Genomic DNA, 13,989 nt, shown 5'->3' with positions numbered 1-13,989 from the left:
CTGTGCTTATACATAAAAGATGGGAGGGAATATCATGAGCTTGGAAGTCATCGGGATTTCGGTATTATGGCTCTTTTTATATGGATATTTAATTGTAGCATCGATTGATTTTGGGGCCGGTTTTTTTGCTTATTATGCAAGGGTCTCAAAACGTGAACATATTATGAGTAAGTTAATCAGCCGTTACTTGTCACCTGTGTGGGAAGTAACCAATGTATTTTTTGTCTTTTTCTTTGTCGGTCTTGTCGGGTTCTTTCCTGACACAGCCTACTACTACGGAACAGCACTGCTTCTGCCGGGATCAGTGGCGATCATATTAATTGCGATCCGCGGATCCTTTTACGCATTCGGAAATTACGGATCAAAAGACAATACCGTTTATCTGTTTTTATACGGCGCAACAGGATTATTGATACCGGCAGCTTTATCAACGGCATTGACCATTTCTGAAGGAGGATATCTTGAAGAAACTTCTGAAGGTGTTGTCTTCCTGGCAGGTGAACTTTTCACCAGTCCGTATTCATGGAGTGTAGTTGCGCTGGCGATCGTTTCTGTTCTATTTATCAGCGCATCATTTCTGACTTATTATGCAGACCGAGCCGAGGATGTTGATTCGCGTGCGATCATGAGAAAGTTTGCACTATGGTGGAGTGCACCAACGATCGGGGCAAGTCTTCTCGTTTTTGCTGGACTGCGCGATCATAACGTGGAGCACTTTAGAAGAGCCCTGGATTTATGGTGGATGTTCGGACTTTCTCTATTATTTTTCCTGATCGCTGCATTTTTAATTTACTCAGGAAAAAGATACGGTACTGCGTTCATCATGGTGATGCTTCAATTCTTCTTTGCATTCTTTGGTTACGGGGCTTCGCACTTGCCTTATATCCTGTATCCATTTATCACGATTGAAGGTAGCGTTGTTAACGAAACGATGGGTACAGCACTCGTTATTGTCTTTATACTTGGCCTGTGCCTGCTTATTCCGTCTTTATACCTGCTGATGAGACTATTCCTCTTTGATGCAGATTACGTAAAAGGGAAAAAATAATTTCATTTTCTGAAATTTCCTGTGATAAAATAAGAGCAGGATTCAGAAAGTGGAGGAATGGCTAGTGAAAAAAGAATTTGTGGTGATCGGCCTCGGCCGATTTGGAGGCAGTATTGTACGTGAACTCGTTGAACAGGGCATGGAAGTTATGGCCATTGATAAGTTCGAGGATAAAGTCGACGAATTCTCAAACATTGCCACACATGCGGTAATGGCAGATTCAACGGATGAGTCAGTTCTCAGAAGTCTTGGGATTCGTAACTTTGACCATGTCATCGTAGCGATAGGTGATGATATTCAGGCCAGTATCCTAACAACACTGATGTTAAAAGAAATAGGTGTTAATAAAGTAACGGTCAAGGCACAAAATGATTATCACGAAAAGGTGTTGCGCAGAATCGGTGCAGATAAAGTAGTACACCCTGAACGTGACATGGGTAAACGTATTGCACACAATATCGTCTCAAATAACGTGCTCGACTATCTTGAACTGTCTGATGAACATTCTATCGTTGAAATCGCAGCTAACAGCCTGCTCATCGGCAATACCATCATTGATCTCGATATCCGTGCAAAATACGGAATCAACATTGTCGCCATCAAAAGGGGAGATAACATCATCGTGTCCCCACAGGCAAACGATGTCATAGAAAAAAATGATATCCTGATCGTCATCGGAGCAGATAATGATATCAACCGCTTCGAAAAACGCGTCATGCAAAGCTCCTGACAAAATCCGGACCACAATCAACATCACGTGGTCCGGATTTTTTTGTATGGTAAGGAGCGGAGAACTTAGTATTTTTAGGCTCCTTGTTTCATGAAAGTGACATTTGAAGCCTTTTGGGTTAATGGATCGGCAATGCTGTTAGCGTATTAAATCTGTTTTAAGTGATTTATTCCAATTAATTACCATTTTAAAATATTGTTATTTATAAATGAGGGGAGGTTCGCATCCGCAGACTCCTGTGGCAGAGGAGCGACAGGTGAGACAGCGTAGTGCGAAGCACTAGCTGGCTCACCGCGCGGCCACGGAAAGCGGAGGATGCGAACCTCCCCGGTTATTTAAATTCAAAAAGGGAGACTGCATTGTGAGCAGTCTCCCTTTTTTATACTTCCATAATAATCGGTAAAATCATCGGACGGCGTCTCGTCTTTTCATAAAGGAAAGGCTCAAGCGTATCCGTAATTTCATTCTTAATCTCAGACCACTGGCTCGTCTTATTCGAAAGCACCTTATTCAGATGCTTCTGGAGCAAATACTGCGCCTGGTGAATAAGTTCGCCGGATTCCCTCATATAAACAAATCCGCGGGAGATCAGGTCAGGTCCTGAAACAACTTTGTGCTCATTCAGGTTCAGGCTGACTACGACAACGACAAGGCCTTCCTCAGAAAGAATTCTTCTGTCGCGAAGAACGATATTTCCGATATCACCAATTCCGCTGCCATCAATGTATACATTTCCGGATGGGATCTTACCTGCAACCGATGCCTCTGTACTGCTTAGTGCAAGAACATCCCCATTTTCCATGACAAAACAGTTTTCCTCCGGAACATCACAGTCAACAGCAAGGTTTACGTGCATCTTCTGCATTCTGTATTCACCGTGAATCGGCATAAAGAATTTTGGCTGAATCAGACGCAGCATCAGCTTCTGCTCTTCCTGAGAGCCGTGACCTGACGTATGGATGTCGTTCAGTGAACCGTGAATAACATCGGCTCCTGCGCGATACAGAAGGTTAATCGTCCGGTTTACGCTGATGGTATTTCCAGGAATCGGTGATGATGAAAAGACAACCGTGTCCCCAGGAATAATCTGAATCTGACGGTGTGTACCATTTGCAATTCTTGAAAGAGCTGCCATTGGTTCACCCTGACTTCCAGTACAAAGAATCACGACTTTGTCTGACGGAAGTCTGTTCAGCGTATGTGCATCAATAAACGTATCTTTTGGTGCATTCACATAGCCGAGTTCATGTCCGATGTTAATCGCATTTTCCATACTCCGGCCGAAAACAGCTACCTTACGGCCGTGTTTCACAGCAGCATCCGTGACCTGTTGAAGGCGGTAAATATTAGATGCAAACGTAGCAAAAATAATTCTTCCGTTCACTTTCTGGAAAATATTATCGATGCTGTCTCCAACCTTACGTTCTGAAAGCGTGAAGTTCGGTACTTCACTGTTTGTGCTGTCTGAAAGAAGGGCAAGGACACCTTCTTTTCCGATCTCAGCCATTTTCGTCAGGTTGGCAGGTTCTCCAACCGGTGTGAAATCAAACTTAAAGTCTCCGGTATGAACAATGTTACCTGGAGGAGTTTTCACAACAATTCCATAGGAGTCCGGAATACTGTGCGTTGTTCTGAAAAAGCTCACGGCTGTTTTTCTGAACTTGATGACATCATCTTCGCCAATTGGATGAAGTTTTGTTGTACGAAGCAGTCCGTGCTCTTCCAGCTTGTTTTTAAGAAGGCCCAGTGCAAGCTTACCACCGTATACAGGAACGTTAACCTGTCGGAGTAAGTATGGAATTCCGCCAATATGATCTTCGTGACCATGGGTAATAAATAGTCCTTTGATTTTATCCACATTTTTTTCTAAATACGTGTAATCAGGGATAACATAGTCGATTCCAAGAAGATCATCTTCAGGAAATTTAATACCGGCATCAATCAGAATAATTTCATCCTGAAACTGAACGCCGTACGTGTTTTTTCCGATCTCACCCAGTCCGCCGAGGGCAAACACAGCGGTCTGGTCATTTTTTACAAATTTCATTTATTAAAGCTGTTCCAGACGATAATTTTCATGGTTTTGTTCATATTCCAAGTATTTGCCCTCTAACTTTTGAACAAGTTCAATATTGTAATTACGTCCGCTTAGTTTTTTACGTACTTCTTCTTCAGTCTCTGCCTCAACATAGATTGCCTTTGTTTTCTCCCTTACTGGCACCTCTGTTGCTTCTTCCTGATAATACACTTTAAAAATCATTTTTTATTCTCTCCTTCTATATAAAGTACTAAAAAGCGGAAAAATTCCGCTCTTATTATCATTTCATTTATCAGTATAACCAGCTTTTACATAACCTTTCCCTGAACATAAAGAACAGCCCTCCTGAAATGAAGGGCTTACAGGGACTCAGGCAATTGTCTTTTTACGCAGCATGTCTCTCCACTGTCGTGCAAGCTTTCGTTTAAGCTTCTTCAACATCGCGGATCACTCCTTACCTATATCATACCTCTGTTCAGGCAATCTGTAAAGATAAGGTTCTTGACAAGACCATGTAATGAATTCCGTAAATACTATCTTTCAAGCGGTTCTGCATCAGTTGGTTCGAAAAAAGGATCCTTCTTATTAATATGGTCATAAAACATAATGCCATTCAGGTGATCCATCTCATGTTGCGCAGCAATGGCAGCAAGCCCCTTTAAACGCAGCTTTACTTCTTTGGCATCCTGATCAAATCCTTTAATTGTCACGCGGGAATAGCGCACGACGTATCCGGGAATATTTTCATCAACAGATAAGCAGCCTTCTCCGGAAGTCAGGTAAGCCTTCTCGACAGAATGACTGACGATTCTCGGGTTGAATAAGGCGAAGCTATATGTGCGGTTACTCCCGTCTTCAAGGTGCAGGGCAAACATCCTTTTAGATACATTGATTTGCGGAGCTGCAAGTCCGATCCCTGGTCTCAGCCCATATTTCTCGGCAATGTCCGGATCCTGACTGTTTTTAATGTAATCCAGCATTGAAAGCAGTGTCTGCTTGTCCTCTTCACTGGGCGGAAGGGAGACTTCTTCTGCTTTTTGACGAAGAACAGGATGTCCGTCTCTAACGATATCTTCCATTGTAATCATATTGTTTTATCCTCCTGTGCGTGTTTATACAGCCTGTTCCTAATCATATCAGATTTCGTGTAAACAAAAAACGCCAGTGGCTTTATCAGAACAGGAAAGTCGCTCAAAAGGGATTGAAGTTTAAGGGAATCATCTATATGATATTAATTGTTATCAATTGAGGGGGTTACAATTCGTGAAAACATACATATTCAGCACTCTTTGCGTGTCTTCAATATTTTTAAGCGGCTGTGTTTTCGGTTCGCAGGCTGAAGAAGAGATAGGTGAAATACTGGAAAGCGCTGTGACAGAAGAAGAAGGTTATGTTCAGGCGCAGAATGAATTAAGAGAACTTGAGGCAGCTGAGCAGGAGCTATACAATGAAATCATGGCCTTAAGCATGGAAGAATTTGAAACAGTGAGTGAACTGGCTGATGAGGCGCTGGCCAATCTTGATGAAAGAGAAGAGCAGCTGAACGCTGAAGCGGAAGCTGTGAACCAGTCATCTGAAGTCTTTCAGGACGTTGAACCGCTCATTGAAGATTTAGAGACTGAAGATCTGCAAAACCATGTTAAATCAATGGTTGAAACGATGAACGAGCGTTATGCACTGCATGAGGACTTATCGGCAGCTTACACAGAGAGCCTTGAATTGAACCGCGAACTTTATAATATGCTTAAAGAGGAAGACCTTGAGCTTGAAGAGCTGGAAAATCAGATCACGCTTGTAAATGAACAGAATTCCGCGATTATCGAACTGAACGATGCTTTTAATGAAGCGACAACAGAATACAACGAACTGAAGTCAGCATTTTATGAGATGGCTGAAATCGAAACAGAAGAGTAGGGAGACCTGCTCTTTTTATATTGTCATATTTAGTTGCATATTCCGATTTGGAGGAGAAAATTAGACATATAACAGAAATGAAAGTGTTCGATTATACTAGTACAGTTTTTTGGTTTTGGTGAAACAGATGTTAAATAGGATTGTTTTTAACTGGGAAAATAAGTGCGGGAATTCACATAGCACTTTATCGTTGACGTCAATAATACTCTCATGTAAACTTTAAATCGTGAGTTAAGTTGTATTACTCCGAATCAGGCGTAAAATAGTACAGAGGAACAAATTTAACCGTTTAGGTTTTCTGCGGCCTGATTTGTGGAAAAATAAAAAGTAATTGTGTTTTTTGGCGAAACGCCTGGCACGAAAGATCAAACAAACCCGAAAGGATAGGTGGACTGAATGGCTTCTAAAAAGAAGACTCCATTTGATGCTGTAACAGTATTGGAGCAAATCGAAGACAAATTTGAGATGTTCCAGATTTTAGATGAAGAAGGGAAAATCGTTAACGAAGATGCAATGCCTGACTTAAGTGATGAGCAGCTTCAGGAATTAATGAGCCGCATGGTTTATACACGTATTCTTGACCAGCGTTCTATTTCTCTTAACCGTCAGGGACGTCTTGGTTTCTACGCGCCGACTGCGGGACAGGAAGCGTCACAGATCGCTTCTCATTATGCACTTGAAAAGGAAGACTGGGTTGTTCCGGGTTACCGTGACGTTCCTCAGATCATCTGGCACGGCCTGCCGCTTGCACAGGCATTCCTGTTCTCACGTGGACACTTCAAAGGAAACAACTCTCCGGAAGGCGTTAACGTACTGCCTCCACAGATTATTATCGGAGCACAGTATATTCAGACAGCCGGAATCGCACTTGGTCTTAAAAAGCGCGGTAAAAAAGCAGTAGCCATTACATACACAGGTGATGGCGGTTCTTCACAGGGTGACTTCTACGAAGGAATCAACTTTGCGGGAGCATACGGTGCACCAGCGATTTTCGTCGTTCAAAACAACCAGTTTGCGATCTCTACACCACGTGATAAGCAGACAAAAGGAAGAACGATTGCTCAGAAAGCAGTTTCTGCCGGAATTCCAGGTATCCTTGTTGATGGAATGGACCCGCTGGCTGTTTATGCAGCAACTCGTGATGCCCGTGACCGCGCCGTTGCAGGTGAAGGTCCAACACTGATTGAGACATTATGCTACCGTTACGGACCACATACAATGGCTGGTGATGATCCAACCCGTTACCGTACGGATGATATGGATACTGAGTGGGAAAAGAAAGATCCACTAGTTCGCTTCCGTAAGTTCCTTGAAGAAAAAGGACTATGGAATGAAGAGAAAGAAAACGAAGTAATCGAAAAAGCAAAAGAAGAAATCAAAGCTGCAATTAAAGAAGCAGATGATACACCAAAACAGAAGGTTACGGAACTAATGGACATTATGTACGAAGAAATGCCGTTTAACCTGAAAGAACAATATGAAATTTATAAAGAGAAGGAGTCGAAATAAGCCATGGCACAAATGACGATGATTCAGGCGATCACAGACGCTCTCCGCACAGAACTGAAAAATGATGAAAATGTACTTGTGTTTGGTGAGGACGTTGGTTTAAACGGAGGCGTATTCCGTGCGACTGAAGGTCTTCAGAAAGAATTCGGGGAAGATCGTGTATTCGATACACCTCTTGCAGAATCAGGTATCGGCGGCCTTGCAATCGGACTTGCATTAGAAGGCTACCGCCCAGTTCCTGAAATCCAGTTCTTCGGATTCGTATTCGAAGTAATGGATGCAGTGAGCGGTCAGATGGCACGTATGCGCTACCGCAGCGGCGGCAAATACAGCTCTCCAATCACAATCCGTTCTCCATTTGGAGGAGGCGTACACACGCCTGAGCTTCACGCAGACAGCCTTGAAGGTCTGATGGCTCAGCAGCCTGGTCTGAAGGTAGTTATTCCTTCAACGCCAACGGATGCAAAAGGACTTCTGATCTCTGCAATCCGCGACAACGATCCGGTTATCTTCCTTGAGCACATGAAGCTTTACCGTTCATTCCGTGAAGATGTACCTGAAGAAGAGTACACAATCGAAATCGGAAAAGCGGATGTTAAGCGCGAAGGTACTGACCTTACAATCGTAACGTACGGTGCAATGGTTCACGAATCATTGAAAGCAGCTGAGCAGCTTGAAAAAGATGGTCACTCAGTTGAAGTTATTGACCTTCGTACGATTCAGCCGCTTGATATCGAAACAATCATCAAGTCTGTTGAAAAAACAAACCGTGCAATCGTGGTTCAGGAAGCACAAAAGCAGGCTGGTATTGCAGCAAGCGTTGTAGCTGAAATCAACGACCGTGCCATTTTAAGCCTTGAAGCACCTGTTCTGCGCGTAGCAGCAGCAGATACTGTGTTCCCATTCTCTCAGGCTGAATCAGTATGGCTTCCAAACGTTAAAGATGTAGTAGCTACAGCTAAAAAAGTACTTGAGTTTTAATTGAAACGGAGATCCATTCTCCGTTTTCCCTTTCCATAAAGAAATGATCACCAACGTGTGATCTGCGATATACATTTAAAAATTAATTTAAGCAGGAGGTTGAAGACATTGTCATTTGAATTTAAATTACCTGATATTGGTGAAGGAATTCACGAAGGTGAAATTGTAAAATGGTTCATTGCTGTCGGAGACAAGGTAGAAGAAGACGATGTACTTTGTGAAGTGCAAAACGATAAAGCGGTAGTTGAGATTCCTTCTCCTGTTGCAGGAACAGTAGAAGAAATTCTTGTTGAAGAAGGAAGCGTTGCGGTAGTAGGCGACACGCTCATCAAATTTGACGCGCCTGGTTATGAGGACCTTAAATTCAAAGGTTCTGACAGTGATGATGACGATAAGAAGGAAGAGCCGAAAAAAGAAGAGCCTAAGCAGGAAGAAAAGACAGAAGATAAGCCTGCAGAGGAAAAATCAGAGCCTGCTGCTGAAGCAAAACCTGCTGAAGACGTAGATCCAGACCGTCGCATTATTGCAATGCCTTCTGTGCGTAAATATGCACGAGATAACGATGTGGATATCCGCTACGTATCAGGTTCAGGTAAAAATGGCCGTATCACAAAAGAAGATATCGATTCTTATTTGAAAGGTGATACTGCTGCACCGGCAGAAGCGAAGTCTGAAGACAAGCCTGCTGAGCAAAAAGAAGAAAAAGCAGCGAAATCAACTCCTTCTGTACCTGAAGGTGACTTCCCTGAAACACGTGAGAAGATGAGCGGAATGAGAAAAGCAATTGCTAAGGCAATGGTTAACTCTAAGCACACTGCCCCTCACGTAACACTTATGGATGAAGTAGATGTTGAGAAGCTTGTTGCACATCGTAAGAAGTTCAAGGAAATCGCGCTTGAAAAAGACATCAAGCTGACATTCCTTCCATACGTGGTAAAAGCACTTGTTTCTGCATTGCGTGAGTACCCTGTACTGAACACATCACTTGATGATGAAGCACAGGAAATCATTCAGAAGCACTACTACAACATCGGTATCGCTGCAGACACTGAAAAAGGTCTTGTTGTACCAGTTGTTAAAAATGCTGATCGCAAATCTGTATTTGGTATTTCTGATGAAATCAACCAGCTCGCTGGTAAAGCGCGTGACGGTAAATTGTCCGGTGATGAAATGAAAGGTGCATCATGCACAATCACAAATATCGGATCTGCCGGAGGCCAGTGGTTTACACCGGTTATCAACCATCCTGAGGTTGCAATCCTCGGAATTGGTCGAATTGCGGAAAAACCTGTTGTAAAAAATGGTGAAATTGTAGCCGCTCCTGTGTTAGCATTATCATTGAGCTTCGATCACCGTATGATTGATGGTGCAACGGCTCAAAATGCGTTGAACCACATCAAACGTTTATTGAACGATCCAGAACTTTTACTAATGGAGGCGTAAAACCATGGTAGTTGGAGATTTCCCTATTGAAACAGATACTCTCGTCATTGGATCAGGTCCCGGAGGATATGTAGCTGCAATCCGTGCAGCTCAGCTTGGACAAAAAGTGACAATCGTCGAGAAAGAAAACCTTGGCGGTGTTTGCTTAAATGTCGGCTGTATCCCATCAAAAGCGCTGATCACAATCGGTCACCGTTATGAGCAGGCTCAGCATTCAGACGATATGGGTATCGTTGCTGAGAACGTTAAAATTAACTTTGAGAAGGCTCAGGAATGGAAAGCCGGTGTAGTGAAAAAGCTTACTGGTGGAGTTGAAGGACTTCTTAAAGGAAACAAAGTTGAAATCGTACGCGGCGAAGCTTACTTCGTTGATAACGAAACAGTTCGCGTAATGGATGACAGCTCTGCTCAGACGTACAAATTCAAAAATGCGATCATTGCAACAGGATCGCGTCCAATCGAAATCCCATCTTTCAAGTTCTCAGACCGCGTTCTTGATTCTACAGGTGCACTTGCGCTTAAGGATATTCCTAAGAGCCTTGTTGTCATCGGTGGAGGATACATTGGAACTGAGCTTGGTTCAGCCTATGCAAACATGGGTACTGAAGTAACAATTCTTGAAGGTGCTGACGATATCCTTGGCGGATTCGAAAAGCAGATGACAACGATTGTTAAAAAAGGACTTAAGAAAAAAGGCGTTAATGTCATTACAAAAGCAATGGCTAAAGGCGTTGAAGAAACAGACAGCGGCGTAACGGTTAAGTACGAAGCGAAAGGTGAAGAAGTATCTGTAGACGCTGAATACGTTCTTGTAACAGTAGGACGCCGTCCAAACACAGATGAAATCGGTCTTGATCAGCTTGGTATTGAAATGTCTGACCGTGGCGTAATCAAAACTGACAAGCAGTGCCGTACAAGCGTTGACAATATCTTCGCAATCGGAGATATCGTAGACGGACCACCTCTTGCTCACAAAGCTTCTTACGAAGGTAAAGTGGCAGCTGAGGTAATCGGCGGCGAGAAGTCTGAAGTTGACTACCTTGCAATCCCTGCAGTATGCTTCACGGATCCTGAACTGGCAACAGTCGGATACAACGAAGCTCAGGCGAAAGAAGAAGGCATTGAAGTAGTAGCTTCAAAATTCCCATTCGCTGCAAACGGACGTGCACTTGCACTTAACCAGACTGAAGGTTTCGTTAAGCTTGTGACACGCAAGGAAGACGGCCTGATCATCGGTGCTCAAATTGCCGGTGACGGTGCTTCTGATATTATCGCAGAGCTTGGTCTTGCAATCGAAGCTGGCATGACAGCTGAAGACGTTGCAATGACAATCCACGCTCACCCGACATTAGGTGAAATTTCAATGGAAGCTGCAGAAGTAGCCCTTGGAACACCAATCCACATCGTAAAATAATGTAACACCAGCGGGACAACCCTTACACGGGTTGTCCCGTTTTTAATATCTCTTCAATGAAGATAATGCGTAATTATAAGTGTCCGAAGAATAACCGGTTCGGTCGTCCCCTTCGCTTTCCTTTGTCTAGCTCCGACGGGCGGGGACGTACAAACTTCCCGTCATCTAGTTCGATAATTCAACAAGGAAGTATATTAATAACAACAAGGGCTGGGCCTATCCGAAGACTCCTGTGGCGGAAAGGGTCAGGTGAAACCATTGTGCGGAGCACAAGGGGTTCACCGCCCGGCCACGGAAAGCGTAGGATAGGCACAGCCCGACTTTTTAGACTGAATTAAATTCCACCGGAAATGAAAGTAAAATCTATGCTACACTTGGGTTATACATATTGGAAAGGTGAGGTTACAGTTGAAATATTTAGTCCCTGCAGCCGTAACGGCAGTTCTGCTCACAGCAGCCTGCAGTTCAGAAGAAGCAAGCACAACAGAAGAAACAAACACATCCGAAGAAGCACTCGAAACAGTGCAGACAGAAGACGTCGAATCTGCCGGGGAACAAACGGAGCAGACAGAACAAGCTCCTGAAGAAACAGAAGCTTTACAGGAAGAACCGGAAATGACTGAACCTCAATATGAGATCAATCCAGCGATCTGGACTGTAGAACCTTTAAGTGATGCGCCATCCAACGTCGTTCTTTTAACGATTGATGATGCACCTGATCAGTATGCAGTTGAAATGGCTCATACGTTAAAAGAGAAAGACGCACCTGCTATCTTTTTTGTAAATGGGCATTTTCTTGATACGCCGGAAGAGGAAGCGATGCTGAAGGAAATTCATGAACTTGGTTTCCCGATCGGTAATCATACATATTCCCACCCGAATCTGAGAGATCTTACAGAAGAGGAACAGCGTGAAGAGATCGTATCATTAAGTGATCGCGTTGAAGAAATTATTGGGGAACGTCCTGTCTTTTTCAGGGCTCCGTTTGGTGCCAATACTGACTTCAGTGAACAATTGGCTGCACAAGAAGGTATGGTGCTGATGAATTGGACTTACGGATATGATTGGGAAGCGGATTATCAACATGCAGCCGCTTTACAGGATATCATGGTCAATACAGAATTTCTGACAAACGGAGCGAACCTGCTGATGCATGATCGGGAATGGACGAATGAAGCGTTACCCGGTATCGTGGATGGACTTCGCGGAAAAGGATATGACATTGTGGACCCTGTGTTAATTAAAGGGATTGACCGCTAAAAAAGCTGTTGTATCTTTCAGGTATTTGGGTTAAAATAGCAGGGAAGCGCTTACAAACATATGGGGATGGGAGTAAGTGAAACGGCTTAGCGACGCAATTAAGTGTCCGTCATGAATAAAAAGGGGAAAAAGAGACTGATGAAAAAATGTCAGTCTCTTTTTGTTTTCTATTTAATAGCGCGATGTTCTTTAATGACGCGCAGTTTTTTAAGTGTTTCATCTTCAGGACCCTGTACAGGAAGTCCTGCTGCTATATTTTCATGGATATAATTCAGGTTTTCCTCCGTAATAATTTCACCCGGAATAAAAATCGGGATTCCTGGAGGATAGACCATAATAAATTCAGCACATATTCTGCCGGCAGTCTCTTCTATAGGTAAGAGCTCTGTTTCAGAATAAAAAGCATCACGTGGACTGAGTGCCAGCAGTGGAATATCGGGAAGCATCACTTCAGGGATATCAAAGTCTTTACCGTGTCTGTATTCAATCGACAGTGCATGCATGGCTTCGATCAGAATAGACGCTTCATGCTCCGTATCTCCAGGCGTCACGATACATAAAATGTTATACAGGTCAGAAAGCTCAACTTCGAGATTAAAATTCTTTCGCAGCCAGAGCTCTGCCTGATAGCCTGTGATACCAAGCTCTTTAATAGAAATAATGATCTTTGTCGGATCGTAATCGAACGTTGCGGGTGTACCGAGAATTTCTTTCCCGATGCAGCGGATCTGTTCGATGCCGGATAATCTTTCTCTAATAGACTCAGCAAGTCTGATTGTCTGATCAATCAGCTCTTTTCCTTCCGTAGCCAGCTGTCTTCTCGCTGTATCCAGAGAAGCAAGAAGGGGATAGGAGGTGGAAGTGGTTGTCAGCATGCTTAAGATCGTTTGAACTCTTTTAGAAGAAACAAGCCCTTCCTTTACATTCAAAACAGAACTTTGTGTCATGGACCCGCCAAGTTTATGAACGCTTGTTGCAGCCATATCTGCTCCCGCCTGCATGGCTGAAACAGGAAGTTCATCATGGAAATGAATATGGACACCGTGTGCTTCATCAACGAGAACCGGAACGTGGTTTGCATGTGCTATTTTCACGATTTCACGCAGGTCCGCTGCGATCCCGAAATAAGTCGGGTTAATCACCAGTACACCCTTTGCATCAGGGTGCTGTTCGAGTGCGTGTGAAACGGACTCAGGTGTAATACCGTGAGAGATACCAAGTTCTTTATCTACTTCCGGATGAACAAACACCGGGATCGCACCGCAAAAAACAATCGCGGACATCACCGATTTATGAACATTTCGTGGAACAATGATTTTTTCGCCGGGACCACATACGCTCATGACCATCGTCATAATTGCGCCTGATGTTCCCTGAACAGAAAAGAATGTATGGTCAGCACCGAATGCTTTGGCAGCAAGGTCCTGTGCGTCTTTAATCATCGCCTTTGGCTGATGCAGATCATCAAGTGGTGCAATATTAATTAAATCAATTGATAATATATTATCTCCAGCAAATTCTCTGAACTCCGAATCCATGCCTGCACCTTTTTTATGGCCTGGAATATGAAATTGTACTGGATTTCGTTCACTATGCTTTTTCAGTCCTGTAAAGAGCGGCGTATCATACTGTGTCAGTGTACGGTCTTCACG

At 43.5% G+C, this 13,989-nt stretch carries 12 protein-coding genes; 8 read left to right on the top strand and 4 right to left on the bottom strand.

From position 1 onward, the window contains the following. Positions 1–34: 34 nt before the first annotated feature. Both H7968_RS08180 and H7968_RS08175 read left to right on the top strand, forming a co-directional pair. Positions 35–1,048 (top strand): cytochrome d ubiquinol oxidase subunit II, encoded by a 1,014-nt coding sequence (locus tag H7968_RS08180; protein WP_227395667.1) that lies wholly within the window; start codon positions 35–37, stop codon positions 1,046–1,048. Between the two features lie 64 nt (positions 1,049–1,112). After that, the gene (locus H7968_RS08175) at positions 1,113–1,778 is read left to right on the top strand and encodes a potassium channel family protein (protein WP_227395666.1); all 666 of its coding nucleotides are present in this window, start codon (positions 1,113–1,115) and stop codon (positions 1,776–1,778) included. A 379-nt stretch (positions 1,779–2,157) separates the two neighbouring features. On the opposite strand, the gene rnjA is transcribed toward H7968_RS08175, so the two are convergent. The 3 genes from rnjA to def form a co-directional block, all read right to left on the bottom strand. Then, positions 2,158–3,825: a ribonuclease J1 gene (gene rnjA / locus H7968_RS08170; protein WP_134372127.1), complete on the bottom strand. Its 1,668-nt coding sequence runs from the start codon at positions 3,823–3,825 to the stop codon at positions 2,158–2,160. Between the two features lie 3 nt (positions 3,826–3,828). Further along, entirely contained in the window at positions 3,829–4,038 is a 210-nt protein-coding gene (locus tag H7968_RS08165; RefSeq protein WP_134372125.1) for a DNA-dependent RNA polymerase subunit epsilon, read from the bottom strand. Between the two features lie 311 nt (positions 4,039–4,349). Continuing rightward, complete coding sequence (def, locus tag H7968_RS08160) at positions 4,350–4,904, bottom strand: peptide deformylase (protein WP_227395665.1); 555 nt, start codon at positions 4,902–4,904, stop codon at positions 4,350–4,352. Positions 4,905–5,079: 175 nt separating this feature from the next. Here def and H7968_RS08155 point away from each other — a divergent pair, with 175 nt between their 5' ends. The 6 genes from H7968_RS08155 (at position 5,080) to H7968_RS08130 (ending at position 12,337) form a co-directional block, all read left to right on the top strand. Beyond that, complete coding sequence (locus H7968_RS08155) at positions 5,080–5,730, top strand: YkyA family protein (RefSeq protein WP_227395664.1); 651 nt, start codon at positions 5,080–5,082, stop codon at positions 5,728–5,730. A 396-nt stretch (positions 5,731–6,126) separates the two neighbouring features. Then, a complete protein-coding gene (gene pdhA, locus H7968_RS08150) occupies positions 6,127–7,239 on the top strand; it encodes a pyruvate dehydrogenase (acetyl-transferring) E1 component subunit alpha (protein WP_227395663.1) in 1,113 nt (370 codons plus the stop codon). 3 nt (positions 7,240–7,242) lie between these two features. Further along, entirely contained in the window at positions 7,243–8,220 is a 978-nt protein-coding gene (locus tag H7968_RS08145; RefSeq protein ID WP_134372117.1) for an alpha-ketoacid dehydrogenase subunit beta, read from the top strand. Between the two features lie 108 nt (positions 8,221–8,328). Continuing rightward, entirely contained in the window at positions 8,329–9,663 is a 1,335-nt protein-coding gene (locus tag H7968_RS08140) for a dihydrolipoamide acetyltransferase family protein (protein WP_227395662.1), read from the top strand. A gap of 4 nt (positions 9,664–9,667) precedes the next feature. Beyond that, the gene (gene lpdA / locus H7968_RS08135) at positions 9,668–11,077 is read left to right on the top strand and encodes a dihydrolipoyl dehydrogenase (RefSeq protein ID WP_134372113.1); all 1,410 of its coding nucleotides are present in this window, start codon (positions 9,668–9,670) and stop codon (positions 11,075–11,077) included. A gap of 408 nt (positions 11,078–11,485) precedes the next feature. Next, positions 11,486–12,337 (top strand): polysaccharide deacetylase family protein, encoded by an 852-nt coding sequence (locus tag H7968_RS08130; RefSeq protein ID WP_227395661.1) that lies wholly within the window; start codon positions 11,486–11,488, stop codon positions 12,335–12,337. 167 nt (positions 12,338–12,504) lie between these two features. Here H7968_RS08130 and H7968_RS08125 read toward each other — a convergent pair whose 3' ends face one another. Beyond that, complete coding sequence (locus H7968_RS08125) at positions 12,505–13,974, bottom strand: aminotransferase class I/II-fold pyridoxal phosphate-dependent enzyme (protein WP_227395909.1); 1,470 nt, start codon at positions 13,972–13,974, stop codon at positions 12,505–12,507. Between the last annotated feature and the right edge of the window lie 15 nt (positions 13,975–13,989).

The sequence above is a fragment of the Jeotgalibacillus aurantiacus genome (assembly GCF_020595125.1).
In the GTDB taxonomy this organism is placed as follows: domain Bacteria; phylum Bacillota; class Bacilli; order Bacillales; family Jeotgalibacillaceae; genus Jeotgalibacillus; species Jeotgalibacillus aurantiacus.
The sequence above is the reverse complement of the archived record's forward strand: the minus strand, read 5'-3'. Positions and strand labels throughout refer to the sequence as shown.

Bases quoted from the DNA above. Each gene is read 5' to 3' on its own strand.
- def (WP_227395665.1), bottom strand. From the start codon at position 4,904: ATGATTACAATGGAAGATATCGTTAGAGACGGACATCCTGTTCTTCGT.
- H7968_RS08145 (WP_134372117.1), top strand. From the start codon at position 7,243: ATGGCACAAATGACGATGATTCAGGCGATCACAGACGCTCTCCGCACA.
- rnjA (WP_134372127.1), bottom strand. From the start codon at position 3,825: ATGAAATTTGTAAAAAATGACCAGACCGCTGTGTTTGCCCTCGGCGGA.
- H7968_RS08165 (WP_134372125.1), bottom strand. From the start codon at position 4,038: ATGATTTTTAAAGTGTATTATCAGGAAGAAGCAACAGAGGTGCCAGTA.
- H7968_RS08180 (WP_227395667.1), top strand. From the start codon at position 35: ATGAGCTTGGAAGTCATCGGGATTTCGGTATTATGGCTCTTTTTATAT.
- lpdA (WP_134372113.1), top strand. From the start codon at position 9,668: ATGGTAGTTGGAGATTTCCCTATTGAAACAGATACTCTCGTCATTGGA.
- pdhA (WP_227395663.1), top strand. From the start codon at position 6,127: ATGGCTTCTAAAAAGAAGACTCCATTTGATGCTGTAACAGTATTGGAG.